Here is a 25,856-nt window from a genome sequence, read left to right as displayed (position 1 = left end):
CGACGGGCGACGGGGGCCGGGAGGGCCGGCGCCGGGTACGGGGGTCCCGGCGCCGGCCCTCCCGCGGAGAAACAGGGAGAGGTACGGCGGGATGAACACCGACAGCGGGAACGGCACCAACACCAGCACGCCAACCGAGGCGCATGGCGTCGACGACGACGCCTACGCGGTGCTGCGCGACCGGCTCGCGGCGCAGGCGGCCGAACTGGCCGCACGCGCCCAGGCGCTGAACGAGGCCAGGACGCGCGAATTCGGCTCGGGCGAGCTGGAGTTGACCGGGACCGGGCAGGTGCGGACCGAGGACGCCTGCGTGCTGACGGACGTGGTGGCCGTCGGCGGCCTGCTGCTCTTCGGCCGCACCCGCCCGCCCGCAACCCTCGACGGGCAGCCGCGCGTCGCCGACGTCTTCGCCCTGTACGACCGGGAGTTCACCGCTCAGTCCGAGGACGCCGTGCCCGGACTGCTCGACGACCCCGGCTTCGTCCGTGAGTTCGCCGCCCTGCACCGCTACTTCCGCGGCGCGCGTCTGGTCCGGTTCCGCCGCACCGAGGGACGGCTGCTCGCCGTCTTCCAGACCGGCGAGAAGGCCGACGACCTGCGGGTTCTGCGCTGGGCACTCACCCCGTCCGGCGCGTGCCGGTTCCTGGACGCCCAGGGCGAACGGGACCTGGTCACGCCGCCCGGCCAAGACGTCGACTGGGTGGCCGCCACCCGCGAGGACCACGTGCCCGGCCGACACCCGCACATCTCGCTCGGCGGGCGGCTGTTCGTCTCCACGGCCGGTGGCGCGCTCACCGTCAAGACGCGGAACGACACCGACACCGGCGACGGCGTGTACGCAGAGCCGGTCGACGAACCGCTGCAGTCCCTCGCCGACGCCGAGGTCGCCCACGCCGTCGTCGGCCCGCTCGTCCTGGTCCGCGTTCTCCCGTACCGGGAGGAGACCGTACGCCATCTGGTCTTCCACTCCCTCACCGGAGCCGTCGTCCGACTCGACGGCCTCGGCCAGGCGTGTCTGCGCCTCCCGGAGGACCGCGGCGTCGTGTTTCCCGGTGGGTACTGCCTCGCCGACGGCACGGTGCGGACCTTCGACACCGCCACGGACCTCGCCGGACTCGCCCACGACGGATCCGTCGTCTCACCGCACGGCGGAGACGTCCTCTACAGCTTCCGGTCGCCCGGCGCCCCGGGCGACGCGCGGACCCTCCTGCTCCCGTACCACCGGGTCCGGGAGCAGGCCGCCCACCCTGTCACCGGACGCGCGTACGCGCTGCTCGACGACGGCACCCTGGTCGTACTGCGCGGGACCGGCACCGAGACGGGCCGCGTCCACCCGGTCCAGCTCTGGAACACCCCCTTCGCGGCCGACACCCACCTCGCACCGGCCGGGAGCGGGCCGCTCGCCCGTATCGGCGACGCCGACCTCGTCCGCGGCATTTCCGACTGCCTCGCCATCGCCCGGCAGGCCGGCGAGACGACCCCGACCGGCGAGGTGTACGCAGCGCTGCTCGCCGCCTGCGACCGCGCCGCCGACACCCACCACTGGCTCGGCGACCCGGAGACCGGTGACCTGGGCGTACCCCTCGCCGCGCTGCGTACCACCGCGGAGCAGGTGCTCACCGAGTTCGAGACGGTGGCCGCCCTCACCGCCCGGGCCGCGGAGGCTCTCACGGAGGCCGAGCGGAGCCTCACCCGTCTCGCCCGGCAGATCCGCGGCGAGTCGCCCGCCACGGCCGAGGAGTGGATCGACCGGCTCACCGCGCTGCGCCGCGCCCAGGGGCACCTCCTGACGGTGAAGGAGCTGCGGTACGCCGACACCGACGCCGTCGACACTCTCGCCCGGCAGGCCGAGGAGGACCTCGTCGCCGCCGCCCAGCGGGCGGTCGCCTTCCTCCAGCGCGACGACGCCTTCGCCGCCCACCAGGCCGAGGCCGAACGGCTCACCGCCGCCGCGGCCGAGGCGGACAGCGTCGCCGCGACCCGTGACCTCGGCGACCGCCTCGACACCCACGCCCACGGGCTTCGGACCCTCAGCGAGGTCGTCGCCGGCCTCGACATCGCCGACGCCACCGTGCGCACCTCCATCCTGGAGCGCGTCGCCGACGTCCTGGGCGGCCTCAACCGGGCCCGGGCCACCCTGGCTTCGCGACGCGCCGATCTCCTCGACCGCGAGGGGCGGGCCGCCTTCACCGCCGAGTTCGCCCTGCTCGCCGAGGCGGTCACCGGCGCACTCGCCGCCGCGGCCACCCCGGAGGACTGCGACGCACAACTCGGCAGACTACTTCTCCAGTTGGAGAACCTCGAAGCCCGGTTCGCCGATCACGACGCCTTCCTCGGCGGACTCGCCGAGAAGCGGACCGAGATCCACGACGCCTTCACCGCACGCCGCCAGACCCTCACCGATGCCCGTGCCCGCCGCGCGCAGCGCCTCACCGAGTCGGCCGGCCGCGTCCTCGAAGCGATCGCCCGCCGCGCCGCCGGCCTGGACAGTGACGACGACGTCCACGCGTACTTCGCCTCCGACCCCATGGTGACCAAGGTCCGGCGCACCGCCACCGAACTGCGGGACCTGGGCGACCAGGTGCGGGCGGAGGAACTGGAGGGCCGGCTCGCCGCCGCCCGTCAGGAGGCGGGCCGCGCCCTGCGCGACCGTACCGAGCTGTACGCCGACGGCGGCGACACCATTCGCCTCGGCCGGTACCGCTTCGCCGTCCAGCGCCAGTCGCCCGAGCTCACCCTCGTCCCGCACGGCGACACGCTCGCCTTCGTCCTCACCGGTACCGACTACCGCCGCCGGGTCACCGACCCCGCGTTCGAGGCCACCCGCCCGCACTGGGGACGGACCCTGCCCTCGGAGTCCCCGGACGTCTACCGCTCCGAATACCTTGCCGCCCGGCTCCTCGCCGAACACGGCGCCGACGCCCTCTCCGACGCCCTGGCCGCCGCCGAACTGCCGGCCCTGGTCCGGCGGGCCGCCGAAGCCGCGTACGACGAGGGGTACGAGCGCGGGGTCCACGACCACGACGCGACGGAGATCCTGGCCGCCGTGCTGCGGCTGCGCGAGGGCGCCGGACTCCTCCGTCACCCGGCGACCGCCAGAGCGAACGCCCAGCTGTTCTGGGCGCACGCGGCGAGCGACCAGGCCCGCGCCGCGTGGACTCGTACCGCCGTCTCCCTGCACCGCGCCCGCGACCTGTTCGGGGCCGCGCCGGGCCTCGACGCGCTCCGCCGCGAACTGGCCGAGCGGATCGGCGACCCGTCGGCCGCTGCGTACCTCGTCGACGAACTGGCCACGGCCCCGGCCGGGTTCGCCGTCTCTGCGGAGGCCCGAACCCTCCTCGACAAGTTCCGCAGGGCCGTGGGGACCCGGGCGTACGACGACGACCTCGGCGCGCTTGACGACCTCGCGGCCCGTCGCCGGCTCGTCGAGGGCTGGCTGCACGCCTACGCGGCCGCCTCCGGCGAGCGGGCCGGGGACGGGGTGCTCACCGAGGCCGTCGCCATCGAGCTGTGCCCCGCGCTCGACCGCTACGACGTCGACGGACCGACCGGCTGCACGCTCACCGGACTGCTCGGCAGCCACCCACGCCTGAGCGGCGGCTCGCTGGAGCTCGGGATCGACGAATTCCTGCACCGGACGGCCGAGTTCGCCGCCCACGACGTGCCGGGGTTCCGGTCCTTCCAGGCAGGCAGGGCCGAACTCGTCGTGGCCGAACGCACCCGGCTGCGGGTGGACGAGTACCGCCCGCGGGTGATGTCCTCGTTCGTCCGCAACCGGCTCGTCGACGAGGTCTACCTGCCGCTGATCGGCGACAACCTGGCCAAGCAGCTCGGTGCTGCGGGCGACGCCAAGCGGGTCGACAGCCACGGACTGCTCCTGCTCCTCTCACCGCCCGGATACGGCAAGACGACCCTCGTCGAGTACGTCGCCGACCGCCTCGGCCTGCTCCTGGTCAAGGTCGACGGCCCCGCCCTCGGCCGGGCCACGACCTCCCTCGACCCGGCCGAGGCCCCCGACGCGGCGGCCCGGCGCGAACTGGAGAAGATCGCCTTCGCCCTGGAGGCGGGCAACAACGTGCTGCTGTACGTGGACGACATCCAGCACTGCTCGCCGGAGTTCCTGCAGAAGTTCATCCCGCTGTGCGACGCCACCCGCAGCCTGGCCGGGCACGATCTGCGCGGCAAGCGCTTCGCCGTCTGCATGGCCGGCAACCCCTACACCGAGTCCGGTACGCGCTTCCGCGTCCCCGACATGCTCGCCAACCGCGCCGACGTGTGGAACCTCGGCGACGTGCTCACCGGCAAGGAGGACGCGTTCGCCCTCAGCTTCGTCGAGAACGCCCTGACCTCCCACCCGGACCTCGCGCCGCTCGCCGGCCGGGACCGCGCCGACCTGGAGCTGCTGACCGGCCTGGCATCCGGAGACCCGCTGGCGAACCGGGAACGGCTCACCCACCCGTACACCCCGGCGGAACTCGACCGGATCCTCGCCGTCCTGCGCCACCTGCTGACCGCCCGTACCACCGTGCTCGCGGTCAACGAGGCCTACATCGCCTCCGCCGCGCAGACCGACGACGCCCGCACCGAGCCGCCGTTCCGGCTCCAGGGCTCGTACCGCAACATGAACAAGATCGTGGCCCGCATCTCGCCCGCCATGAACGAGGCCGAACTCGCCGCTCTCATCGACGACCACTACACGGCGGAGGCGCAGACCCTCACCGGCGACGCCGAGGCCAACCTCCTCAAGCTCGCGGCCCTCCGCGGCACCCTCACCCCCGAGCAGGCCACCCGCTGGACCGAGATCACCACCGCCTTCACCCGCACCCGGACGCTCGGAACCGCCGGTGACGACCCCACCGGCCGCGCGATCGCCGCCCTCGGCCTGCTCGCCGACCGCCTCACGGCCGTGGAGGCGGCCATCACACGGGCATCCGACCCCCGCCACCTGCTGGCACGCCCCGCCGGGCGGCATGCCTCCCGGCCGGCCGGCGGCCGTCCCGACGACGCCTGATCCGATGGCCTGTGGGTACCGCACGACAGGCCGCCGTCAGAAGCTCGCCAGGAAGCCGTAAGAAACCTATAAAGTTGCCGGCGGTGTGCCGGGAAGTCTGGTCGGCGAGTTCTTTTGCGTTCCCGTTTTTTGACGACCCCGGTCAGGAGCCGCCCCATGTCCGCCCGTGATCTCGCCGAGCCGTTTCCCCACATCACGACCGACGACCGTGCCGTGGACGCGGTCCGGCTGCTGGCCGAACACGATCTGCCCGCGCTTCTGGTGCTTGACGCCGACGGGATTCCGTACGCCGTCGTGCCCGGCTCCCAGGTCGTGCGCCAGCTCGTCCCCGAGTACGTGATGGAGGACCCGCTCCTCGCCCCGGTCATCGACGAACGGCACGCCGAAGCGCTCGTCGAGGACCTGACGGGCAAGACGGTGTCCCAGTGGCTGCCCGCCCGTGCCTTCAAGCCGCCGTACGTCGGCCCGGACGCGGGCACGCTGGAGATCGCGGCGGCCATGGCCCGTAGCCACGTACCCCTGGTGGCGGTGGTCGAGCGGGACGGTCCCGCAAGCCGGCTGCTCGGGGTCGTCTCGGCGGCCGGGCTCATGCGGCACCTGCTCGCGGCGGGCGGTCAGGCGTGAATGACTGGCAGAGCTGGGCGGCGGTCGCCGTCTTCGCGGGCGTGTACGTCCTGATCGTCACCGAATGGGTCCACCGGGTGGCCGCGGCCCTGGGCGGCGCCGGGCTGATGCTGGCCATCGGCGCCACCGACGACGTCTCTGCCTTCCACTCGGAGGAGACCGGCATCGACTGGAACGTCATCTTCCTCCTCATGGGCATGATGATGATCGTCGGTGTGCTGAAGCGGACCGGGCTCTTCGAGTACCTGGCCATCTGGTCGGTGAAGAAGGCCAGGGCCCGGCCCTTTCGGGTGATGACCATGCTGGTCGTCATCACCGCCGTGGCGTCCGCGCTGCTCGACAACGTCACGACCGTCCTGCTGGTGGCCCCGGTCACGCTCCTGGTGTGCGACCGGCTGAAACTGCCGGCCATGCCGTTCCTGCTCGCCGAGGTCTTCGCGTCCAACGTGGGCGGCACCGCCACGCTCGTCGGTGACCCGCCCAACATCATCATCGCCAGCCGGGCCGGCCTCACCTTCAACGACTTCCTCGTGCACCTCGCGCCGTTGTGCGTGGTCCTGATATGCGTCCTCGTCCTGCTGTGCCGGGTGATGTTCGCGAAGTACTTCGTCTACGACGAGAAGCGCGCCGCCGAGGTCATGGAGCTGCGCGAGCGCGAGGCCATCACCGACCCCCGCCTGCTGGCCCTCGGCCTGGGCGTCCTCGCCCTCGTCGTCGCCGGATTCGTCCTGCACCCCGTCCTGCACTACGAGCCGAGCGTGGTCGCGCTCCTCGGCGCCGGCCTGCTGGTGGCCGTGTCCAAGGTCGAGACGGGCGAGGTGCTCGGTGAGGTCGAGTGGCCCACGCTGGCCTTCTTCGCAGGCCTGTTCGTCATGGTGGGGGCACTGATCGAGACGGGCGTCATCGGCGAGCTGGCCGGTTGGCTGGCGGACGCCATCGGAGGCGCCGAACTCGGCGGATCCATGCTGCTGCTCGGCGGCTCGGCCGTGCTCTCCGCGATCGTCGACAACATCCCCTACGTCGCCACGATGGCGCCGATCACCAGCGAACTCGTCGCCGACATGGGCGGGGACCCCGACCACGTGATGTGGTGGGCCCTGGCCCTCGGCGCCGACCTCGGCGGCAACGCCACCGCCATCGGCGCCTCCGCCAACGTCGTCGTCCTCGGCATCGCCGAACGCAACCGCCAGCCCATCTCCTTCTGGCAGTTCACCAAGTACGGACTGGTCGTCACCGCCGTCACGGTCGCCGTGTCCGCGCTCTATCTGTGGCTGCGCTACTTCGCCCTGGCCTGAGCGCCCGCCGTGCGGGTACGCGCATGAGTTCCGTCAGCCACCGTTCGCGCGGGACCAGTACCGCTGGATGGCTCCCCAGCACGACCGCGCTGCGCGGCTCCGATTGCCGGAACCCGGCAATCGGAGCCGCGCCCGGGTGCCCGTCAAGGCCCTGTCAATGCCGCGTAAGGAACGTGTAAGGTCCGTTGCGGAGTGCCGGGAAGTCTGGTCGGCGAACAAGGGATACGTGTCTCTTCTACCGATCGGAGTACTTCCGTCATGCTGCTCGTCGCTGTCTTCGGGGCCGCACTGCTTGTCGCGGTGCTGCTGTCCGGGCTTGCCGCCCGTACCGTCCTGTCCACCTCGCTGCTCTTCCTCCTTGGCGGGGCGCTGGTGAGCGACGGCTTCCTGGGCCTGATCCACATCTCGCCGGAGAGCGAGATCGTGTCGGTGACCGCCGATCTCGCGCTGTTCGCCGTGCTGTTCACCGACGGCATGCATGTCTCGTTCGCCAAGCTGCGGGCCAACTGGCGCAACCCGGCGCGCGCGCTCGGTCTGGGCATGCCGCTCGCGTGCGTGGGCATGGCCCTGATCACCCACTACCTGGTCGGCCTGGACTGGACGACCTCTTTCCTCGTCGGCGCGGTCCTGGCGCCGACGGACCCGGTGTTCGCGTCGGCGATCGTGGGCCGCAAGGAGGTGCCGTCCCGGCTGCGCGAGTTGCTGAACGTCGAGAGCGGTATCAACGACGGCCTCGCTCTGCCGGTGGTGCTGATCCTCATCGCCGCCGCGGGACCGACCGCGGGCCATGCGGAGGCGTCCTTCGGGCAGATCGGTCTTGAGCTGGGCCTCGGCCTGGCCTTCGGCGTGCTGCTCCCGCTGCTCGTCAACGGGCTCGTACGGCTTCCGCTGCTCGGCGCCGAGCCGAAGCTCCAGCCGCTGCTGCCGCTGGCCACCGGGATCATCCTGTACGGCGCCTGCCACCTGACCCACGCCAACCCCTACCTGGCCGCCTTCTCCGCGGGCGCGGTCCTCGCCGCCGTCTCATCGGAGTCCCAGAAGGCGTTCGAGCCGCTGGGCGAGTCGCTGGCCGAACTGGCCAAGTTCGCCGCCCTGCTCGTCTTCGGCGCGCTGCTCACTCCGCAGCTGTTCGGAGACCTGTCCATCGGTGGCTATGTCGCGGTGGTCCTGGCGATCGTGCTCATCCGGCCGGCGTCGCTGCTGCTGTCGCTGTGGGGGACGCGGATCGACCGCAGGGAGAAGCTGGTCGCGGCCTGGTTCGGGCCGAAGGGTTTCGCCTCGGTCGTCTACGGCCTGCTGGTCCTCCAGGCCGGCATTCCTCAGGGGCCGGAGGCGTACACGCTGATCGCGGTCTGCATCGCCTTCTCGATCATCGCCCACAGCAGCACCGACGTCCCCATCGCCCGCCTCTTCCACGTCGACGACATCGTCGACACCGGCGCGGCAACCGAACCACGCTCCGTGGACGGAACGACGACCGCGGAGACCCCGGCCCGTGCGCGAGCGTGACCTGGCCTGGCCCTGCACCTGTGCGCACCTGTGCGCACCTGGACGCCACCCTGCGGGAAGCCGCGGAAGTACTGGTCCATGAGCGGGCTCCGGCGCTCGTCGTGGTGAGCGAGGACGGGCACCCTCGCGGCGGTGGTGGACGACTCCCTCGACGGCACGGTCCGGGCCCGGACCGAGGCGCTTCGGCTCGCCGACGTACTGCCGAAGCGCCCTGACGCACTCGCCGTCGTGAGTCCCGACGCCTCGCGCGACCCACGGTGGCGATCACGTGGTTCCTGACCTTCGCCGCCCACGCGATGAGCCTGCGGCCCCGTCTGCGGAGGCGGCTCGCTGAGGAGGAACCGACCGGGCTCGCCCGGTCCTTCGCGCATGAGGTGCGCCGCTTCTGTCCGTTCGTCCCGTTCGTCGGCGCCCTCGCGCCGGACGGGCTCGTGCTGGACGGGGAGCGGGTGTCGCGCGGCACCCTGCTGCTGCTCGATGTGTACGGGAGGAACCACGACCTCGCTCTGTGGGACGATCCGTACCGCTTCGTCCCGGACCGGTTCCTGACCGCCTCGCCGCACACCTACGCACTGATCCCGCAGGGCGGTGGTCCCCGCGAGCGGCACCTTTCTGGGCCGCGGCCCCGTACACGCACGGCTGATGCCGGTGGACGCGGTCACCGCGATGGCCGGCGGAGCGGACTCGTGTCGATCCTCCTCAGCAGGGCCATGGCGTCCTCGCAGACGAGCACCGCACCCGCGTCCTCCAGCTCGGCGCGCGTCGTGCCGCCGGTCAACAGGCCGATGCACGGCAGTCCGGCACGCCCGGCGGCTTCCACGTCCCAGACGGTGTCGCCCACGAAGACGGCGTCCTCGGGCTCGGCGCCCACCGCTTCCAGGGCCGTCTCCACGAGGTCGGGTGCGGGTTTGGTGGCGTCCACGTCTCCGCCCGAGGTGGCCGCCTCGATCACCTCGTCGGCGTCGAGCAGTCCGCGGACGGCGGCGACCTCCTCCTCGGAGGCCGAACTGGCGAGCACGACCCGCCATCCGCGTGCGGCCACCGCGCGCAGCAGCTCCGTCGCGCCCTCGAACGGCCGGAGATTCTCGTACCAGGCGGCGTAGAGAGCCCCGTGCGCGTCGGCGATCGCTCTGTCCTCGGTGCGTCGGCGCCGTTCTCCGAGGACCGCGTCGAGGAGTCGGTCGGCGCCCATGCCGATGGCGCGGTGGATGCGGGCCATCGGTACGTCATGACCGTGTCGGCGCAGCGCCTGCCACCAGGCGAGGGTGTGGAGGTAGTTGGTGTCCACCAGGGTCCCGTCGACGTCGAACAGGGCAGCGCCCCGGGACCGCGCCCCATGCGCAGTCATCGTGTCCTCCTCCCACCGAGCCGGCCGACGGAAGCGGTCGGTGGCGGCCCGGTCGGGTCATGTCACCTCGCGGTCACGAGTGCCCCATATCGGTGCGGGTATGCGGACCGGGCGGCGGACCGGGCCCTCGAACCATGCGGCCCGCGCCGTCATGACCGTGCCCGGCGAGCTACGGCGCCGCTGCCGGGCGTCGCGTTCAGCGCGGGCTCCGGGCGAGCGGGAGGCCGGACCGGGATCCGGCCACCAGGCGGGCGGCGGCCCGGTCGGCGAGGGCCATGATCGTGAGGGCGGGGTTGGCGGCACCCTGGGTGGGCAGGACGCTGCCGTCGGTCACGAGCAGATTGGGTACGGCGAAGGTGCGCAGGTCGGCGTCGACGACCCCGTGTTCGGGCCGGTCGGCCATCCGGCAGCCGCCGACCAGATGGGCGTAGCGCTCGACGGCGACGAGTTCCCGGGCGCCCGCGGCGGTGAGGATGTCGGCCATGGTGCGGGTGGCGGCCTCGGTGACGAGCCGGTCGTTGGCGCAGCGGCCGTGGGTGAAGCGGGCGACGGGCAGTCCGTACGCGTCGGTCTCGGCGTCCAGGGTGACCCGGTTGCCGGCCTGCGGCAGGTACTCGCACAGCGCGCCGAGGGTGGCCCAGTACGGGTAGCCACGCATCCGTTCGCGCAGACCGGCACCCCAGTGGCCGGCTTCGGCGAGGTGCCGGGCGAAGACGACCGGCAGCGGGGAGACGGTCTGCACCGAGAAGCCGCGCCGGTACGGGCGGGCCGGGTCGGTCTCGTAGAACTGCTCGCTCGTCACCTCGGGCGGCGGCGCCTTGTACATCCGGATCTCGTCGTCGAACCGGCCCGCGACCTGGGGCGCGCCCTGCACCATCACATAGCGGCCGACCTGGTCGTGTTCGTTGCACAGGCCGGAGTTGAGGAGCAGGCGCGGGGACTCGATCGCGTAGCAGGCGAGGGCCACGGCCCGGGCGCGCTGGAGGTGTTCGCGGCCGCCGCGCACGTACCGTACCCCGGTGGCCCGGCCGCGGTCGGTGACGACCTCGGTGGCCATGGCGTCGGCGCGGATCTCGGCGCCGTGTGCGAGGGCGTCGGGGACGTGGGTGTTGAGCGGGCTCGCCTTGGCGCCGACGGTGCAGCCCTGGAGGCAGAAGCCGCGATAGACGCAGTGCGGGCGGGCGCCGAAGCGCCCGTTGACGATGGCGACGGGGCCGACTCGCGCCTCGATGCCGAGCGCGGCGCAGCCCTCCAGCATGACCTGGCCGTTGCCGCCGACCGGGTGCGGGGCGTGCGGGTAGGGGTGCGGGGCGCCCCAGGGCCAGTACTGGCCGGCGACGGGCAGTTCCTGTTCGAGGCGGGCGTAGCGCGGGGCCAGGTCGGCGTAGTCGAGGGGCCAGTCGGCGCCGACCCCGTCGGCGGTGCGGGTACGCAGGTCGGAGGGGTGCAGCCGGGGTGCGTAGCCGGCGAAGTGGACCATGGAACCGCCCACGCCCCGACCGGAGTTGTTGGCGCCGAGCGGCACCGGGTCGGGTCCGTCCACGACCCTCGGCCCGGTCCAGTGCAGCCCGCGGGAGCCCTCTTCATCGCTCACCCAGTCCCGCCCCGGGTCCCAGAACGGCCCGGCCTCCAGGCACGCCACCCGCCAGCCGGCCCGCGCCAGGCGCTGGGTGAGCACGGCACCGCCTGCGCCGCAGCCGACGACGACGAGGTCCACCTCGTCGGCGTCGGCGAACCGGCGCATCGCGGGCAGGAGTTCGTGCGCGGGAGGCAGCCATGCGGAGGCGTTGCGGGCGCGCAGTGCGCCCTGGGGGCGCAGGGTCTCCCGGAGGGTGCCCGCGGCTGCGCCCCAGGCGGCGCGGAGACCGGTGGGGCGACCGATGGGGGCGCCGGGCCGCCGGATCACGGCGGGGACTCCGTCGGTGCGGCCGGCGCCGGGTGCGGCACCTCCCAGACCTCGCGTGTGCCGCGGCCGAGGCGGACATAGCCGCGGGGGTAGGCGGGTCCGCCGAACCCGGTCTCGTCCCAGGCGAGCGGATGGGAGTAGTAGGCGGCGCAGGCGTGGCGCATCCACAGCTCCCAGACGTGGCGGAGCGGCAGGCCGTGCCAGGGTCGAGCGGGCAGGGTGCTGCGGGCCCTGGTGCACAGCACGTGCAACAGCCGGTGGCGGTCACCGGTCGTGAGGTCGGCGAACCCCGTGCCGTGGTGGCGGAGTCGCGCCTCGGCATCGAGGGCGCCCAGCGTGAGCCGCCAGGCGAGGGCGTCCTCGGGGAGGTCGGCGTGGCGCCAGCCGTCGGCGGGGCCTTCGGCGAGCCGCCGGTCGACGAGAGCGAGCAGGGGCACTCGGCCGGGGGTGTGCGCCTGCCCGGTGAGCAGGTCGAGGAGCGGCCCGGCGATGGCCTGTTCGGCCGGGGTGAGGAAGCGGCAGGACGGCGGGGCCAGCCGGGCCTGAACAACCGCCCGCGTGTGCGGATCCCAGGCATGCGCCTGCCGCATCGCGCGCGGTTGAGGGCGCCGGGGGTTCATCGCTCCCTCCGGGACACCGCGGCGAGCAGGCCGAGCGCGCCCACTCCGCTGACCATGAGCGGAGCGAAGAGCGGCGGGCCGAGCTCCAGGTTGTAGCGGGCCATGCGCCAGCCGCCGGGTTTGGCGGCGATCCCGCGGATGTGCAGCCAGGTGCCCTGCAGCCCGTTGAGGACGAGCGCGGCGGAGACGGCGGGCAGGATGGTACGGGCGGCCCGCGGGTCGGCCCAGCCGGCGATTCCGGCGGCGAGTCCGAGCGGGCCGAGCCAGACCGGCCACCACATGACACGGTTGCCGAAAGAGGCCCGGTCGTGTTCCAGGAAGATCTCCGCGCCGCTGACCGCGGCGCCGAGGCCCGTGGCGAGGGAGAGGACGCGCTGCACACGCCCTTCGCGCACCGTTTCGAGCAGCTCGCGCACGACGCGTCACCTCCCGCCGGGACGATGCGGCAACAACTCCTGCGCCTTGGCCTTGAGGCCCTGCAGCACCACGTGACCGCGGTGGCCGTTGCCGCGGGCCAGGGAGGCGAGGGTGGCCTCGATCTGTTCCCAGGTCGCGTGCGGCGGGATGGGCGGCACGGCCGGGTCGGTGCGGAAGTCCAGGACGGCGGGCCCGTCCGCCGTCAGGGCCTGCCGCCAGGCGTCCTCGACGTCGCCTGGATCGGTGATGCGGAGGCCCGTCAGGCCGAGGGAGCGGGCGAAGGCGGCGTAGGGCACGTCGGGGATGGACTGGGAGGCTGCGAAGGGAGGCATTCCCTCCATGGCCCGCAGTTCCCAGCTGACCTGATTGAGGTCCTGGTTGTTCCAGACGGCCACCACGAGCCGGGGATCGGCCCACTCAAGGGCGTACTTGGCCGCCGTGATCAGCTCCGCCATCCCGTTCATCTGCATGGCGCCGTCGCCGACGAGAGCGATCGCCGGCCGGTCCGGGTGGGCGAACTTGGCACCGATCGCGTACGGGACGCCGCTGCCCATGGTGGCGAGGGTGCCCGACAGCGAGCCACGCATGCCTGGGCGCATCGTGATGTGGCGCGCGTACCAGTTGGCGACCGAGCCCGCGTCTGCGGTGATCATCGAGTCGTCGGGCAGGAGCGGGGCGAGCGCGTGAGCCACGTACTCGGGGTTGACCGGGTCCGCCGAGAGGGCGGCTCGGCGGTCCATGACCTTCTTCCAGCGGCGCACTCCGGCGGTCACGGTCCGTTGCCAGCCGCGGTCGTCGTTGCGCAGGAGCAGGGGAAGCAGCCGGCGCAGGGTGGCTGCCGCGTCCCCGACCAGGTTGACCTCGTAGGGATAGCGCAGGCCCACCATGTGCGCGTCGATGTCGATCTGGACGGCGCGAGCCTGCCCGTACGGCGGCAGGAACTCCGAGTAGGGGAAGTTGGACCCGATCGTGAGCAGGGTGTCGCAGTCCCGCATCAGCTCGTACGAGGGGCGGGTGCCGAGCAGGCCGATCGCGCCCGTCACATACGGTAGTTCGTCGCTGAGGGCGTCCTTGCCGAGCAGGGCCTTCGCCACGCCCGCGCCGAGGAGCTCGGCGATCCCCTCGACCTCGCGGGCCGCGCCCGCCGCGCCCTGGCCGATCAGCACGGCCACCCGGGTGCCCGCGTTCAGGACGTCGGCGGCGCGGGCGAGGGCCGCGTCGTCGGGAACGGGCGCCCAGCCGCTGGCGTCGAGGCTGGAGGGCACCATCTTGTGGGCGTGCGCCGGGGCGGAGTACGGCAGTTCCTGGACGTCCGCCGGAATGATCACGGCGGTCGGGGCGCGGCGGGCACAGGCGGTCCGGACGGCCCGGTCGAGGACGTTGGGGAGTTGTTCGGAGACGGTGACGGTCTCCAGATAGGCGCTCGCCACGTCCTTGAACAGCGTGTGCAGATCGACCTCCTGCTGGTAGGAGCCGCCCATGGCGCTGCGGTCGGTCTGGCCGACGAGGGCCACGACAGGAACGTGGTCGAGCTTCGCGTCGTACAGACCATTGAGGAGGTGGACGGCACCAGGGCCGGAGGTCGCCGCACACACACCGAGACGTCCGGAGAACTTGGCGTAGCCGACCGCTTCGAAAGCCGCCATCTCCTCGTGCCGGGCCTGGATGAACAAGGGGTCGTCGGCGGCTTTCGCCCAGGCCATGAGCAGGCCGCTGATCCCGTCACCGGGGTAGCCGAAGACATGGCTCACGTCCCAGGCGCGGAGCCTTTCGAGCAGATGGTCTCCGACGGTCTGTTTCGTCACGGTTGTTCCCCTCCCTCGAGGTTGCCCCGCGCGGCGGTTCCAGCGGTCGGGCTCTTGTCGGCGCCGGCCAGCAGCGGGAGCACCTCTGTGCGGTAGAAGTCGAAGAAGCCGCGCTGCTCGGGGCCGATCTGGCCGATGTGGACCCGGTCGAAGCCGGCGTCCACGTATTCCTGCAGGCGGCGGGCGTGTTCCTCCGGGTCGGGGCCGCAGGGTACGGCCGCGCCGACGGCCCGCTCGGTCACCAGCTCGGCGGCCTGCTCGAAGTGGCGCGGAGTGGGAAGGATCTGGCCCAGTTCTCCCGGGAGGTGTTCGATCGCCCAGAGCCGGTGAGCCGAGCGGACCGCTGCCTCACGTGATGCGGCCCAGCACACCTTGGTCGACGCGTACGCGGGGCGCTCGGGGGCGCGGGCCCGGAACCGTGCGACCAGACCGGCGTCCGGGGCGGTGCTGACGAAGCCGTCGGCGATCCGGGACGCGACATCGGCCGCCTTCGGCCCGAAGGCGGAGACATCGATGGGGGGCGGGGTCTCGGGGAGCGTGTAGAGGCGGGCGTTCTCGACCGTGTAGTGCCTGCCACGATGGCTGACCTCCTCGCCGGTGAACAGCAGCCGGATCACCGCGACGGCCTCGTCCAGCATCTCCAGGCGCACGTCTGCGGACGGCCAGGTGTCACCGAGGATGTGCTCGTTGAGCGCCTCGCCGCTGCCGAGCCCGAGCCGGAACCGCCCGTCGAGCATGATCTGGGAGGTCGCGGCCGCCTGAGCCACCAGCGCGGGGTGGATGCGAACGGTCGGGCAGGTCACGGCGGTCTCGACAGGCAGCCCGCTCACCTGGGAGAGCGCCCCGATCACCGACCAGACGAAGGGGCTCTCGCCCTGCTCGTCGTTCCACGGGTGGAAATGGTCAGAGATCCATATCGAGCGGAAGCCCGCGTCCTCCGCCATTCGGGCCTGCTCGACGAGGTCGCCGGGCCCGAACTCCTCGCAGGACAGGAAGTAGCCGAACTCGGTCATGACGCCTCCATGAGTGCGGGTCGCCGCTCCATTCCCTGAGTTCCGTCGATGCGGCTGCCCGGGTGACCGAGAGGGAAACGTGGGCTCGCGGCGTGGTTCAGGTCGTCCAGGACGGTTGCGGCCTCGCCGGAATTTCCTGGGGGCCGAACGGCATCGTTCGGGCGTGGCGCGGGCAGTTGCGCGGTGGGCGACCGGCATCGCGGGGGGCCTGAGGAGGTTTCGCCATGATCCCGCTTCTGCTCGTATTGCTTCTCATTCTTGTACTTTTCGGAGCCGGCTTCGCCGTGGACGTGCTGTGGTACATCGCCCTCGCTGTGCTGGTGCTCTGGGTGCTGGGCTTCTTCGTCCATGGTGCGCGTGGCCGCTGGTATCGCTGGTGATGAGGGACCCAGACCGCTTGCGTCCCGGCACGCTCCTTGTTGCGCGTGCCGGGACGCCTCGGACGGGGACGGCCTTCGGGGCCGCCCGTTCGCGTTTGCCGAGCGCTCTCACTTCTGCGCACGTCGGGGAGCGGAGCGGTCTGCCTCGGCCTGAGGTTCGACGAGGAGCCGCAGGAGGCCGGCGATCTCATGGCCGGCTTCGGCAGGGTGGCGGAAGGGGGAGTCGGAAGCGATCGTGTAGCGGTTTCGGCGCGCGTCCTCCGCCCGGCTGCGTGTGAGGTATCCGGCAGCTTCGAGGTCCGAGACGATCGTCTGGACCGTGCGCTCGGTCAGTCCGCACAGAGCCGCCACGTCGCGGAGCCGGACGCCCGGGTCGCGGGCGATGGCCAGCGGGACGCGGGCGTGATTCGTCAGGAACGTCCAGTCGGATTCGTCGGAAGCGACAAGCGGAACGGCCGGCATCGCCTTGGCGCCGCGCGGCGGAGCGGAGCTGTCGGTGTCGGCCGGTCGGCCGCTGACGCCGGTTCGGCGGATTCAGGCGGGGTCGGGGCCGGAGACCGGCAACTCGTAGAGTGCGAACGCCCGGTCGGTGACCGGCTGGGCGACCTGTCGCACGCACGATGCGGACGGCGCGGGAGGGCTTTCCGCCACCGCACTCCACGCCCGTGAGGCGCGCGGTGGCCGCCGAGGGCAGGACCGGGAGACTTCCCCGTTCCCGTCGGCTTCAGCCCTCCACACCGGTCGCGGAGTGCGGGGAACCGACCGGCTTGGACTCCGGGGAGCCGCGCTGGCGGAGATAGACGGAGAGGATGGCCATCGCGGCGACGGCGAGCAGCTCCGACTGCCAGTTCTGCAGCGAGCGGTTCCAGAAGTCGGAGGACGCGAGGTAGGCGCCCCAGTCGATTGGCGCCTGGAGTTGGCGCAGCCGCTCCCCGTTGTACGCGGCGACGCCGGCGACGGACTGGGCGAACCACGACAGGAAGAAGAACACCGCCATCGCCAGGCCCAGGGAGCGGGAGTAGAGCGCCTGGCGCCAGTCCTTGGTGCCGGCCCAGCGTGGCGAGTCAGAGCCGGCGTGGTCGCCCATCCGTTGTTCGCGATCGCTCTCCGCGCCTGCCCGGTCGAGGGACTTCGACTCCGGCGAGCCGCGCTGCAGGAGGTGGACGGTACCGAACACGTACAGGAAGAACTGCAGGAACTCGGACTGCCAGTTCTCGGTGACGTCGACCGCGAAGTCCGAGGACATCAGATAGGCGCCGAACCCGATCTGCTGGAGCCCCTCGACGGCCATCTGTTCGTTGAACTCCGCCCGCCCGGCGACGGCCTGGGCGGCGAGCACCACGAGGAAGGCCCCGCCGAAGACGAGGGTCAGGCTGTTGGAGCGCCAGAAGGCGGGGTGTTCGGCGCGGTCCGAACCGCGTCCGCGCGTCACCGGTGCATCGCTCCGATCGCCGTGAAGTAGGCGAGGCCGCCCAGGACCGTCAGGACGAGGCCGATGAACAGGGACTTCACTCCGTCACCCGCCCTTCAGCGAGCAGCGGTACGGCTCGTCCGCCGCCTGCGGGACACAGCCCGCCGCGGTGACCAGCCACCCGCTGTCGAACTGCGACAGGAACAGCGTGTCGCCCGTCATCCGCAGCAACGCGTCGCGCCCGTACAGATCGACGCCGCGCGCCGGGCCGGCGGGCGGCAGGTCGAGGTCACGCAGGGCCGGGCCGCAGGGACCCTTCGCGTCCTCCTCGACCTCGTCCCGGGTCTCGGGGGCGAGCAGCTCGCAGCCGGCGCGGTAGTCCCCGGCGGCCAGCGCCGCGGCGAACCGCCGGCCGGCGGCGGAGGCGCCGTCCTCACGAGCGGCGGACGCGCCGCACCCGCACAGGAAGGCCGCGACCAGCAGCGCACCGGCCGCCGCACGCAGAGGTGTCGACATGCCCTCACTCTGCCCGTGCGGGCCACCGGGTGCCGCGACGCGGGGCCGCCCGCGCCGCGGCCTCACCCGATCGCGCGCTCCCGCTCGGCGGCGCCCGTGGCGGGCTGCGCGGCGCCTACGGGTGGTAGAGCGCGTGGGCGCGTGTCAGGTCGGCCGGCCCGTGCCGGCCGAGGTCGAGGAAGTGGTTCACCTGCCATGCCTGGGTGCTGCGGGCCTGCCGGTTGGTCGTGGTCACCCACGGCGGGTAGACGCGGAATCCGCGCTTCCCGCCGGAGCCGTCGCGGGAGACGATGCCGTGCTCGCACAACACCTCGCGCGGGAACACGAACTGTCCGAAGCCGTCGGTGTCGCGGCTGCTGATGACGAAGAGGTCTACTCCGTCCTCGACGTCGAAAGGCCGGATCGGGCCCGCTTCGGAGCGCTGCCACACGGTGACGAACTGGCCCGCCTTCGTGGGGGTGGTCTTGGCCACGCGGAACCGGACCGAGCGGTCATCGAGCGTGAACGCGCACGCCGCGTACTCGGCGCTCTCCGGTTCGGGCGCCGGAAGGGAGCAGACGAAGCCGCTCGGGTCGTACACCCGTGCCTTCGCCGCCGACAGGTCGTCGTGAAGGCCCGTCCACAGCTCACTCGTCACCATGCGGTCATCCTGTCATCGCGTCCGTGCGCGCTGGTTCGGCCCCCCCGAACGCCCCGTCGACGTTTCGAGGCGGGTGCGGAAGACTGCCCACCGTTCCCGGCGGTTCCCGACCACCGTCGCACACGCGTGAAAGGACACCAGTGGCTTCCTTACGTGCCGCGCTCGCCCTTCCTCTCGCCGCCGCCTCCCTGGCCCTGGCCCTGGCGACGACCCCGGTCGCCTCGGCGGCGGCAGACACGGGAGGCGCCGTCACCGTCACCGCCGAGGAGGCTCGGCTCGACCGGGCCGCGCCCCAGGAGATCCTGCGGCGCAGCGGATTCGCCTCCATGGCACCGGAGTTCGCCGATGACCTCGACCGGGCCGGGTCCTTCGCCGCGGCCGAGCGGACGGTGGCCCGGTACGGGGCGGGGCTCTGGCGGCGGGCCGTGGACCGGGCGCAGGGGCGGGGGGACGCGGGCGGGGACCTGTCGCGGGACGACGACCGGCCGCTGTACTGGGCGCGACTCGCGCTCACCCGCGAACTCCGCGCCTGGCAGCCCGAGTTCCGGATCACCGAGGAGGGCCGGGCCAGGCTGCTCGACCGGCTCGAACGTTCCTCGCGCGGACAGGACTCGATCCGCTACCCCGCCGGGAAGGCCGGCAAGGGCGTGAAGCGGATCCTGCTGACCGGCTTCGACCCGTTCACGCTCGACCGGGACACCCGCATCAGCAACCCCTCCGGGGCCACCGCGCTCGCCCTGGACGGCACCTGGCTGCGCACCTCCGACGGCTCCCTCGCCCGGGTCGAGACGGCCGTCTTCCCGGTCCGCTGGCAGGACTTCGCCGACGGCACGGTCGAGCGGACCCTGCGCCCGCACCTGCCGGAGGTGGACCTCTTCACCACGGTGAGCCAGGGCCGGCCCGGCAGGTTCGACATCGAGCGGACCAACGGCGCCTGGCGCGGCGGCTTCCCGGACAACGAGAACCTGTCCCGTACGGAGACGGTGCCCGTCGACGATCCGGCCACGCAGCCCCAGTGGACGTCGACGACCCTGCCGTACGCGGCGATCACGGTGGCGTCCACCGGCCGCTTCCCGGTGTACGACAACACCTCGGTCACCGAGCTCCCGGCCGGCGCGGACCGGCCCGTGGTCCGCCCCGACGGGCCGACGCCCGGCTCCGTCGCCCGGGCGGGCGGCGGCGGGGACTACCTCTCCAACGAGATCGCCTACCGGGCCACCCTGCTGCGCGACCGCCTCGGCCTGACGCGGCTGCCCGGCGGCCATGTACACACGCCGGTCCTTCAGTTCGGCCCCGGGAACACCGACCCGGCGACGGGCACGGTCACCGACCCCGAGTTCGTACGGAACCGGCTCGACATCATCGCGCAGGTGCGGGCGATCGTCGCCGTGGCCGCCGGGGCCGAGTAGGGCTGTCGCGGCCGGGTCTGCGTCAGGCCCGGCCGCGGCGGCGCAGCGCCGGGTCCGTGAGGGTGGGCGGGGGGTAACCGCCGTCCCGGGCGGAGAGCTTCACGCCCGGCGGGATCAACTTGTCGATGCGGTCGAGGACGAAGGCCAGGGCGAACTGCACCAGGGGCGGGCTCGATGGGCCGACGCGATCGTTCCGCGCAAAAACAGGCCGCGGTGCCCGCGGCGGAGCTGACACCATGCGGTGGCATGGCAGAGGACAGCACCAGTGGATTTCAGGCGGGCCAGACGGCCCTCATCGTCCGGATACCGGAGGCGGAGCCGGCCGTCCGCAGGTGGCGTGAACGGTTCGACCCCTCGGCCCGGGCCGGGGTTCCCGCCCACGTCACCGTGCTCTTCCCGTTCCTCGACGAAAGCCGGCTTGACGCGCTCGTCCACTCCGCGCTCGCGGAGGTGCTGGGCGGCCACCCGGCCTTCGACCTGCGGTTCGAGAGATGCGGACGGCTTCCGGGAGTGCTCCTGCTCGTCCCCGAACCCGACACGCCGTTGCGGCAGCTCACCGAGGCGATCGCCGATCGCTGGCCCGAGGCCCCGCCGTACGGGGGCCGATTCACCGAGATCGTTCCGCACCTGACCGTCGCTCAGGGGCAGCAGGAGGCCGTCACGGAGGAGATCGAGGCCGACCTCGCGGGCAGGCTTCCGTTCACCTGCCGCGTCTCGTCGGTCGAACTCATCGTCCATGACGGGGTGAAGTGGCAGGAACGGGCCTCGTTCCCGCTCGCCTGAGACGCGATCGATCCCGTGGTGTGCGTCACCGGTCCGTCGCGGGGACCGACGGGGCCGTTCGGCCCTTCTGCCGGGGTGGACGGTGCGCGTTCACTGCTCGTGGATCTCCGGCCGGCCGACGCTCCGGGACGCGGGCCGGGGATCTGCCGAGCAGTTCTCCCGCGAAAGGCATGCACATGGCTGGTCAGATCACACCGGCACCGGTACCGGGACACGTCGTCGTGGTCGGAGGGGGCGTCTCCGGTCTCGCGGCCGCCCACCGGCTCGTCGAGGCGGGCGCGCGCGTGACGCTCCTGGAGGCGTCCGGGCGGCTGGGCGGCACGTTGTGGGCCGGGGAGATCGCGGGCGTGCCCGTGGACCTGGGAGCGGAGGCCCTGTTCGCGCTCCGGCCCGAGGCGGTCGACCTGGCCCGTGCCGTCGGGCTCGGCGAGTGCCTGGAGCCGGTCGTGACGACCTCCACGACGATATGGAGCCACGGCGCCCACCGCCGCGTGCCCCGCGGTCACCTCATGGGCGTGCCGGGCGACTGGGCGGGGCTTGAGGGCCTGGTCTCCCCGGAGGGCATCGCGCGCATGAGGCAGGACCGTGCCCTGCCGCGTACCGCCGTCGGCGAGGACGTCGCGATCGGCGCGTACGTGGCCGAACGGTACGGCCGGGAGGTCGTCGACCGGCTCCTGGAGCCGCTGCTCGACGGCGTGTACGCGGGAGACGCGTACCGCATCTCCCTGCGCGCGACCCTGCCCGCGCTCTACGAGGAGATCCGGCGGCACGGCTCGCTGCTCGACGCCGTCGCCGCCCTGCACCGCAAGCCTGAACCCTCCGGACCCGCCGCGCCCTCCGGTCCGGTGTTCATGGGCGTCTCGGGCGGCATCGGCCGGCTGCCGGGCGCCGTCGCCGGAGCCGTGCGCGACCGGGGCGGCGAGGTCCTGACCGACAGCCGGGTCCTCGGGCTCACTCGTACCGAGGACGGCTGGCGGATCCGTACGCCCGATCGCGTGCTCACCGCGGACGGCGTGGTCCTCGCCGCCCCCGCCGGCGCGGCGGCGCACCTGCTTGAAGCCGAGAGCCCGGCCGCCGCGGCCGACCTGTCCGGCATCGAGTACGCCTCACCCGCCCTCGTGACGCTGGCCTTCCGCCGCGCCGAGATGACCGTCCTGCCCGGCGGCAGCGGATTCCTCGTACCGCCGGTGGAAGGGCGCACGATCAAGGCCGCCACCCTGCTCTCCCACAAGTGGCGCTGGCTGCGCGAGACGGCCCCCGGTCTTTTCGTGCTGCGCGCGTCCGTCGGCCGCCACGGGGACGAACGCGCGCTGCACCTGGACGACGCCGAGCTCGTCGCGGCCGTCCGCCGCGACCTGGGCGAGATCCTGGGGCTGACCGCCGCCCCGGTGGCCTCGCGGGTCAGCCGCTGGCAGAACGGACTGCCCCAGTACGCGGTCGGGCACACCGCGCGGACCACGCGGATCCGCGAGGCGGTCGCGAAGCTGCCGCGGCTACGGGTCTGCGGAGCCGCGTACGACGGCGTCGGCATCGCCCACTGCGTGGCGAGCGGCCGCCGGGCGGCCGACGAGGTGCTGGGCACCGAGTGACCCCGAGCGCCGTGGCGCGGGGCGGGCGGCGCGGACGGGCGCCCTGGTCCGGTCCTGGGCCGCGGCCGAACGGCGGGTGAGCGCAGTCCGGCCGCGGGCCGGACACCCTCCGCCGCCCGGTCCTGGGCCGTGCTGCCACCCGGAACAACCGGCCGGCGCCGAGGAGCGCGGGCAGCGGCGGGCGCACCGGCCGCGCGCCCCGCGCCACGGACCTCGGCCTGCCGACAGCCGGAGGCGAGGGCGAGGGCCGGATCCGGCTCGGGGCCGACGGCCCGCTCGCCCGTGCCGGCGCCCGGGCGAGCGGTTCCCCGGGGTTCCGCCCCGGCCCGGGCGGCGGCCGCCGCGGGAACGCCCGTGGCGCACGGGCCGTGCGGGCGGGATGCTGGTAGGAGGAGGGCCGCGCGGTGCCTCCGCGTGGCCGCCCGTACGAGGAGGCAGGCCATGACACGGCACCTGGAGTGGAAGGTCGGCCTGGATCTGGTCGAGGAGAGCGGCAGGACCAAGGCGGAGGCCCGCCTGGAAACCGGCACGTCCACCCTCACCGGTCACGGCAGCGCCCGCTGCAACCCGGCGGACGTGGACGTACCGGTGATCGGTGACGACCTCGCCGCGAGCCGGGCCATGAAGGATCTGGCCGGAAAGCTGATGAGGGAGGCCAACCGGGAGATGGAGGCCGTGGGCGCCGACACCGTGCCCCGGCGCACCGGACCCGGATACGGCTGGCCCGAGGCGGTCGAGTGACCGGCCGCCGTCGGTTGACCAAACCCCCCGGCCCGCCGGTGCCACCCGCACCGGCGGGCCGGCGGCGTGCTGGGATCCGCGTGGACGGGCACGGCCGATCCGTGGCGGGCGACCGCTTCCCGACGGGAGCCCGGTCTCCGTGCGCCGGACTCCGTGCGCCGTGCACATCGTCGGTACGAACCGCCCGTGCCCGGCCCAGCGTCTGTCAGGCACGGGCCTGGCCCGGACCCGGCCCAGCCCCTGCCTGGCCCGACGCTCGGGCCAGGCGCCCGTCCCGGCCCCAGCGCGCAGTCACTCCTCCGCCGGCGCCGGTCCGTCCTCGTAGGTCAGGCGGTCCACGACCTCCACGACCCCGTCCACGTCCTCGCAGAGGCGTACGAAGATCGGCGCGAGGCTCCGGCGCGGCAGGGTGCCGGTGAGGGTGACCCGGCCCTCGGCCACGTCGATGTGCAGGGAGGCGGGGGAGAGCCGCAGGATCCGGGTGACCACGTCCTCCACGATCTCCTCCTGGATCGCGCGGTCGCGGCGCAGGAAGAGCTGCAGCAGGTCGGTGCGGCTGAGCACGCCGATGAGGCGTCCGTCCGCGTCCACCACCGGCAGCCGCTTCACCCGGTGCCGTTCCATGTGCCGGGCCGCCTCGACCGCCGTCCATGAGGGGCGGGCGCTGACCACGGGGCTGGTCATCATCGCCTCGGCGGTGCTCGGGCCGTCCTTGGCGGTGTGCCGCCGCAGCAGGTCCGCCTCCGAGACCACGCCCACCGGCCGGTTCTCGGCGTCGACGACCGGCACGGCGGTGATGCCGTACTCGTCGAGCAGCCGGGCGATCTCCTTGAACGGCGTTCCCGGCTGCACGGCGACCGCGGTCGGCGTCATGAGGTCGGCGACACTGCGGTGCCTCATTGTTCGTCCCGTCCCTTCTCGACTCCTTTGTCCATGATCCCTCACGAAGCCCGGACGGCGGGAGCCGACCCCGGTTCAGGACGGGGATGGGGATGGGGACGGGGAAGAGGTCGGGGGCAGCCGCGCCGGTCGGGGGGCGGGGCCGGTGCCCGCTCGCTCGCCGAACACCCCTGCCAGATAGGCGTCGAGCGCACCCGCCCCGTCCGGTGCGAGCCGCGCCCCGAGATACCCGTCGGGCCGTACGAGGAAGGCCGTCGGCGTCGTTACGGAGTACTGCCGGGCGAACTCGCCCCGCGCGTCCAGGTACACGGCGACCCCCGCCGCCGGGGCGTCGCCGTCCGCCGCCGTACCCGGCAGCACCGCGCACACCTCGACCGCGCCGCCCGACAACTCGGCCGCCCGCGCCGCCAGTTCGGCTCCGGGTCGGCCGTCCCCGTACAGGAGCAGGACATGACCCCGGCCGCGCAGCACGTCGTACAGACGCAGCGGGAACGCGGTGAGCGGGCCGGTGAGCCCGCCGCAGTCCGGCGCCCGGTCCCCGGCGAGCGGCCCTTCGCGCCCACTCCTGCCACTCCTGCCACTCCTGCCGCTCGTGCCGCTCGCGCCGTTCCCGGCGACGACCGGGCTGCCGCGATAGCCGACGAGCAGCTGCGCCTCGCGCAGCAGCAGCGTGTGCGGGTCCTCGCGGTCGGCCTGCACGCCCTCGGCGGAGTGCCGCAGGGTGCGCCCCACGACCTCCTCGCCCACCGGGTGCCGCTCGGCGTGATAGCTCGCGAGCAGCCCGGGTCCCGCCGTGCCGCGTACCGCGAGCGACAGCTTCCAGGCCAGGTTGTAGGCGTCCTGGATGCCGGTGTTCATGCCCTGCGCGCCGGTCGGCGGATGGATGTGCGCCGCGTCGCCGGCCACGAACACCCGCCCCACGCCGTACCGGTCGACAAGCCGGTGACTGATCCGGAAGACGGACGACCAGCGCAGCGCCGAGGCCGTCACCGGGCGCGGCGAGAGGCGGTCGAGCACCTCCTGGATGTCCGCGAGGCCGGGTGCGCGCGGGCCGGTCTCCAGACCGTGCGCCACCGCATCGCCCGAGCCGCCGGTCCCGGCCGCGCCGTTACGCGCGACGGACAGGGCGGGCGGGACCTTCATGGACATCCGGTAGCGGCCCCGGCCCGGCAGCGGGATGCACACCAGGACGTCGTCCACGGCGCCGTCCGGCCCGTGGTGCATCGACCGGATCCCGTACTCCGGCGGCAGGTCCCAGTCCACCTCGACGTCGCCGAGCATGAACTCCTCGGGGAACGCCCCGCCCTCGAAACCCAGCCCGAGCGCCTTGCGCACCGTGCTGTGCGCGCCGTCGCAGCCCACCAGATACCGGCAGCGGACCTCCTCCTCGACCGGTGACCCGCCGTCCGTACCGGCCTCACTGACATGCCGCAGCCGCGCCGTCACGCCGTCCGCGTCCTGGTCGAGGCCGACCAGCTCCGTCTCGCGCTCGATGCGCGTGCCGTACCGGCCCAGGAGCTCTTCGAGGATCCGCTCCGTCTCGTACTGCGGCAGCGCCGCGAAGCGGTACGGCACCTCGTCCGGCAGGCGCAGCTCGAACCGCATCTGCTCCTTGCCGTCGGCGTACACGATCTGGCCGCGCATCGGCACCGCCGCCTCCATGGCCTCCCGCGCACAGCCCATCCGGTCCCAGATCTCCAGGGTGCGCGGCTGGACGCCGACCGCCTTCGCGTACGGCAGGCGCTCGGGCAGCCGGTCCACGATCCGCACCGCCGTGCCCTGTCGGCGCAGTTCGGCGGCGGCGGTGAGCCCCACCGGTCCGGCGCCGACGACGAGAACGTCCAGGACGGACGGGTCGGACGGGTCGGACGGGACGGACAGGCCGGACAGCTCGGACGACAGGCCGCCACGGAGCGTGGCGCGGTCGTTGCGCATGGTC

The 25,856-nt window shown here is 73.2% G+C and carries 22 protein-coding genes and 1 pseudogene; 10 read left to right on the top strand and 13 right to left on the bottom strand.

Going from position 1 to position 25,856, the window contains the following annotated elements:
- The first annotated feature begins 91 nt into the window (after positions 1 to 91).
- From JAO84_RS01880 to JAO84_RS01860, 5 genes and pseudogenes are all read left to right on the top strand, one after another.
- Complete coding sequence (locus JAO84_RS01880; protein ID WP_370409764.1) at positions 92 to 5,011, top strand: DNA repair ATPase; 4,920 nt, start codon at positions 92 to 94, stop codon at positions 5,009 to 5,011.
- Positions 5,012 to 5,167: 156 nt separating this feature from the next.
- Positions 5,168 to 5,635, top strand: a complete 468-nt coding sequence (locus JAO84_RS01875) for a CBS domain-containing protein (protein WP_370409762.1) — start codon at positions 5,168 to 5,170, stop codon at positions 5,633 to 5,635.
- Positions 5,632 to 6,930, top strand: coding sequence for an SLC13 family permease (locus JAO84_RS01870; RefSeq protein ID WP_370409761.1), 1,299 nt, complete (start codon positions 5,632 to 5,634; stop codon positions 6,928 to 6,930). Before JAO84_RS01875 ends, JAO84_RS01870 begins: the two co-directional genes overlap by 4 nt.
- 258 nt (positions 6,931 to 7,188) lie before the next feature.
- Positions 7,189 to 8,439, top strand: coding sequence for a cation:proton antiporter (locus JAO84_RS01865; RefSeq protein WP_370409760.1), 1,251 nt, complete (start codon positions 7,189 to 7,191; stop codon positions 8,437 to 8,439).
- Positions 8,440 to 8,735: 296 nt separating this feature from the next.
- A pseudogene (locus JAO84_RS01860) lies at positions 8,736 to 9,026 on the top strand (cytochrome P450); the annotation flags it as partial.
- A gap of 71 nt (positions 9,027 to 9,097) precedes the next feature.
- Here the strand turns inward: JAO84_RS01860 and JAO84_RS01855 are convergent.
- From JAO84_RS01855 to JAO84_RS01830, 6 genes are all read right to left on the bottom strand, one after another.
- On the bottom strand, positions 9,098 to 9,787 hold the full coding sequence (locus JAO84_RS01855; RefSeq protein ID WP_370409759.1) for an HAD family hydrolase: 690 nt from the start codon (positions 9,785 to 9,787) through the stop codon (positions 9,098 to 9,100).
- 196 nt (positions 9,788 to 9,983) lie between these two features.
- Positions 9,984 to 11,693: a GMC family oxidoreductase gene (locus JAO84_RS01850; protein ID WP_370409758.1), complete on the bottom strand. Its 1,710-nt coding sequence runs from the start codon at positions 11,691 to 11,693 to the stop codon at positions 9,984 to 9,986.
- Positions 11,690 to 12,283, bottom strand: a complete 594-nt coding sequence (locus JAO84_RS01845; RefSeq protein WP_370409756.1) for a gluconate 2-dehydrogenase subunit 3 family protein — start codon at positions 12,281 to 12,283, stop codon at positions 11,690 to 11,692. Before JAO84_RS01845 ends, JAO84_RS01850 begins: the two co-directional genes overlap by 4 nt.
- Positions 12,284 to 12,309: 26 nt before the next feature.
- On the bottom strand, positions 12,310 to 12,729 hold the full coding sequence (locus tag JAO84_RS01840) for a hypothetical protein (RefSeq protein WP_370409755.1): 420 nt from the start codon (positions 12,727 to 12,729) through the stop codon (positions 12,310 to 12,312).
- Positions 12,730 to 12,735: 6 nt separating this feature from the next.
- Entirely contained in the window at positions 12,736 to 14,535 is a 1,800-nt protein-coding gene (locus JAO84_RS01835; protein ID WP_370409753.1) for a thiamine pyrophosphate-requiring protein, read from the bottom strand.
- Positions 14,532 to 15,548, bottom strand: coding sequence for a TIGR03557 family F420-dependent LLM class oxidoreductase (locus tag JAO84_RS01830; RefSeq protein ID WP_370409752.1), 1,017 nt, complete (start codon positions 15,546 to 15,548; stop codon positions 14,532 to 14,534). The genes JAO84_RS01835 and JAO84_RS01830 overlap by 4 nt, the downstream gene beginning before the upstream one ends.
- A gap of 224 nt (positions 15,549 to 15,772) precedes the next feature.
- On the opposite strand from JAO84_RS01830, the gene JAO84_RS01825 reads away from it, so the two are divergent.
- Positions 15,773 to 15,928 carry a hydrophobic protein gene (locus tag JAO84_RS01825; protein WP_370409751.1) on the top strand — a complete coding sequence of 52 codons (156 nt, stop codon included), beginning with the start codon at positions 15,773 to 15,775 and terminating at the stop codon, positions 15,926 to 15,928.
- A gap of 108 nt (positions 15,929 to 16,036) precedes the next feature.
- Here the strand turns inward: JAO84_RS01825 and JAO84_RS01820 are convergent, their stop codons facing one another.
- The 4 genes from JAO84_RS01820 to JAO84_RS01805 form a co-directional block, all read right to left on the bottom strand.
- Complete coding sequence (locus tag JAO84_RS01820) at positions 16,037 to 16,390, bottom strand: helix-turn-helix transcriptional regulator (RefSeq protein WP_370409749.1); 354 nt, start codon at positions 16,388 to 16,390, stop codon at positions 16,037 to 16,039.
- 262 nt (positions 16,391 to 16,652) lie between these two features.
- Positions 16,653 to 17,360, bottom strand: coding sequence for a DUF6766 family protein (locus JAO84_RS01815; protein WP_370409747.1), 708 nt, complete (start codon positions 17,358 to 17,360; stop codon positions 16,653 to 16,655).
- Between the two features lie 84 nt (positions 17,361 to 17,444).
- Positions 17,445 to 17,855 (bottom strand): hypothetical protein, encoded by a 411-nt coding sequence (locus tag JAO84_RS01810; RefSeq protein WP_370409746.1) that lies wholly within the window; start codon positions 17,853 to 17,855, stop codon positions 17,445 to 17,447.
- 115 nt (positions 17,856 to 17,970) lie between these two features.
- Positions 17,971 to 18,495 (bottom strand): MepB family protein, encoded by a 525-nt coding sequence (locus JAO84_RS01805; protein WP_370409744.1) that lies wholly within the window; start codon positions 18,493 to 18,495, stop codon positions 17,971 to 17,973.
- 140 nt (positions 18,496 to 18,635) lie between these two features.
- Between JAO84_RS01805 and JAO84_RS01800 the strand changes: the two genes are divergently transcribed.
- Positions 18,636 to 19,904, top strand: coding sequence for a pyroglutamyl peptidase (locus JAO84_RS01800; protein ID WP_370409742.1), 1,269 nt, complete (start codon positions 18,636 to 18,638; stop codon positions 19,902 to 19,904).
- Positions 19,905 to 19,926: 22 nt separating this feature from the next.
- Here JAO84_RS01800 and JAO84_RS01795 read toward each other — a convergent pair whose 3' ends face one another.
- The gene (locus tag JAO84_RS01795) at positions 19,927 to 20,064 is read right to left on the bottom strand and encodes a hypothetical protein (protein ID WP_370409740.1); all 138 of its coding nucleotides are present in this window, start codon (positions 20,062 to 20,064) and stop codon (positions 19,927 to 19,929) included.
- Positions 20,065 to 20,150: 86 nt separating this feature from the next.
- On the opposite strand from JAO84_RS01795, the gene JAO84_RS01790 reads away from it, so the two are divergent.
- The 3 genes from JAO84_RS01790 (at position 20,151) to JAO84_RS01780 (ending at position 23,017) form a co-directional block, all read left to right on the top strand.
- Positions 20,151 to 20,687: a 2'-5' RNA ligase family protein gene (locus JAO84_RS01790; RefSeq protein WP_370409738.1), complete on the top strand. Its 537-nt coding sequence runs from the start codon at positions 20,151 to 20,153 to the stop codon at positions 20,685 to 20,687.
- A gap of 170 nt (positions 20,688 to 20,857) precedes the next feature.
- Positions 20,858 to 22,276 carry a protoporphyrinogen oxidase gene (gene hemG / locus JAO84_RS01785; protein WP_370409736.1) on the top strand — a complete coding sequence of 473 codons (1,419 nt, stop codon included), beginning with the start codon at positions 20,858 to 20,860 and terminating at the stop codon, positions 22,274 to 22,276.
- Positions 22,277 to 22,717: 441 nt separating this feature from the next.
- A complete protein-coding gene (locus JAO84_RS01780) occupies positions 22,718 to 23,017 on the top strand; it encodes a DUF1876 domain-containing protein (RefSeq protein WP_265864212.1) in 300 nt (99 codons plus the stop codon).
- Between the two features lie 291 nt (positions 23,018 to 23,308).
- Here JAO84_RS01780 and JAO84_RS01775 read toward each other — a convergent pair whose 3' ends face one another.
- Positions 23,309 to 23,917 carry a CBS domain-containing protein gene (locus JAO84_RS01775; protein ID WP_370409734.1) on the bottom strand — a complete coding sequence of 203 codons (609 nt, stop codon included), beginning with the start codon at positions 23,915 to 23,917 and terminating at the stop codon, positions 23,309 to 23,311.
- A 75-nt stretch (positions 23,918 to 23,992) separates the two neighbouring features.
- Complete coding sequence (locus JAO84_RS01770) at positions 23,993 to 25,852, bottom strand: FAD-dependent monooxygenase (RefSeq protein WP_370409732.1); 1,860 nt, start codon at positions 25,850 to 25,852, stop codon at positions 23,993 to 23,995.
- Between the last annotated feature and the right edge of the window lie 4 nt (positions 25,853 to 25,856).

The organism is Streptomyces fradiae (assembly GCF_041270065.1).
Lineage (GTDB): Bacteria > Actinomycetota > Actinomycetes > Streptomycetales > Streptomycetaceae > Streptomyces.
This window is presented reverse-complemented; position numbering and strand designations above follow the sequence as displayed.

Excerpts from the sequence above, each read along its gene's own strand:
- JAO84_RS01855 (WP_370409759.1), bottom strand. The coding sequence starts at position 9,787 with ATGACTGCGCATGGGGCGCGGTCCCGGGGCGCTGCCCTGTTCGACGTC.
- JAO84_RS01770 (WP_370409732.1), bottom strand. The coding sequence starts at position 25,852 with ATGCGCAACGACCGCGCCACGCTCCGTGGCGGCCTGTCGTCCGAGCTG.
- JAO84_RS01790 (WP_370409738.1), top strand. The coding sequence starts at position 20,151 with ATGGCAGAGGACAGCACCAGTGGATTTCAGGCGGGCCAGACGGCCCTC.
- JAO84_RS01810 (WP_370409746.1), bottom strand. The coding sequence starts at position 17,855 with ATGTCGACACCTCTGCGTGCGGCGGCCGGTGCGCTGCTGGTCGCGGCC.
- JAO84_RS01820 (WP_370409749.1), bottom strand. The coding sequence starts at position 16,390 with ATGCCGGCCGTTCCGCTTGTCGCTTCCGACGAATCCGACTGGACGTTC.
- JAO84_RS01865 (WP_370409760.1), top strand. The coding sequence starts at position 7,189 with ATGCTGCTCGTCGCTGTCTTCGGGGCCGCACTGCTTGTCGCGGTGCTG.
- JAO84_RS01825 (WP_370409751.1), top strand. The coding sequence starts at position 15,773 with ATGATCCCGCTTCTGCTCGTATTGCTTCTCATTCTTGTACTTTTCGGA.
- JAO84_RS01805 (WP_370409744.1), bottom strand. The coding sequence starts at position 18,495 with ATGGTGACGAGTGAGCTGTGGACGGGCCTTCACGACGACCTGTCGGCG.
- hemG (WP_370409736.1), top strand. The coding sequence starts at position 20,858 with ATGCACATGGCTGGTCAGATCACACCGGCACCGGTACCGGGACACGTC.
- JAO84_RS01845 (WP_370409756.1), bottom strand. The coding sequence starts at position 12,283 with ATGCGGCAGGCGCATGCCTGGGATCCGCACACGCGGGCGGTTGTTCAG.
- JAO84_RS01780 (WP_265864212.1), top strand. The coding sequence starts at position 22,718 with ATGACACGGCACCTGGAGTGGAAGGTCGGCCTGGATCTGGTCGAGGAG.
- JAO84_RS01830 (WP_370409752.1), bottom strand. The coding sequence starts at position 15,548 with ATGACCGAGTTCGGCTACTTCCTGTCCTGCGAGGAGTTCGGGCCCGGC.
- JAO84_RS01775 (WP_370409734.1), bottom strand. The coding sequence starts at position 23,917 with ATGAGGCACCGCAGTGTCGCCGACCTCATGACGCCGACCGCGGTCGCC.
- JAO84_RS01880 (WP_370409764.1), top strand. The coding sequence starts at position 92 with ATGAACACCGACAGCGGGAACGGCACCAACACCAGCACGCCAACCGAG.
- JAO84_RS01875 (WP_370409762.1), top strand. The coding sequence starts at position 5,168 with ATGTCCGCCCGTGATCTCGCCGAGCCGTTTCCCCACATCACGACCGAC.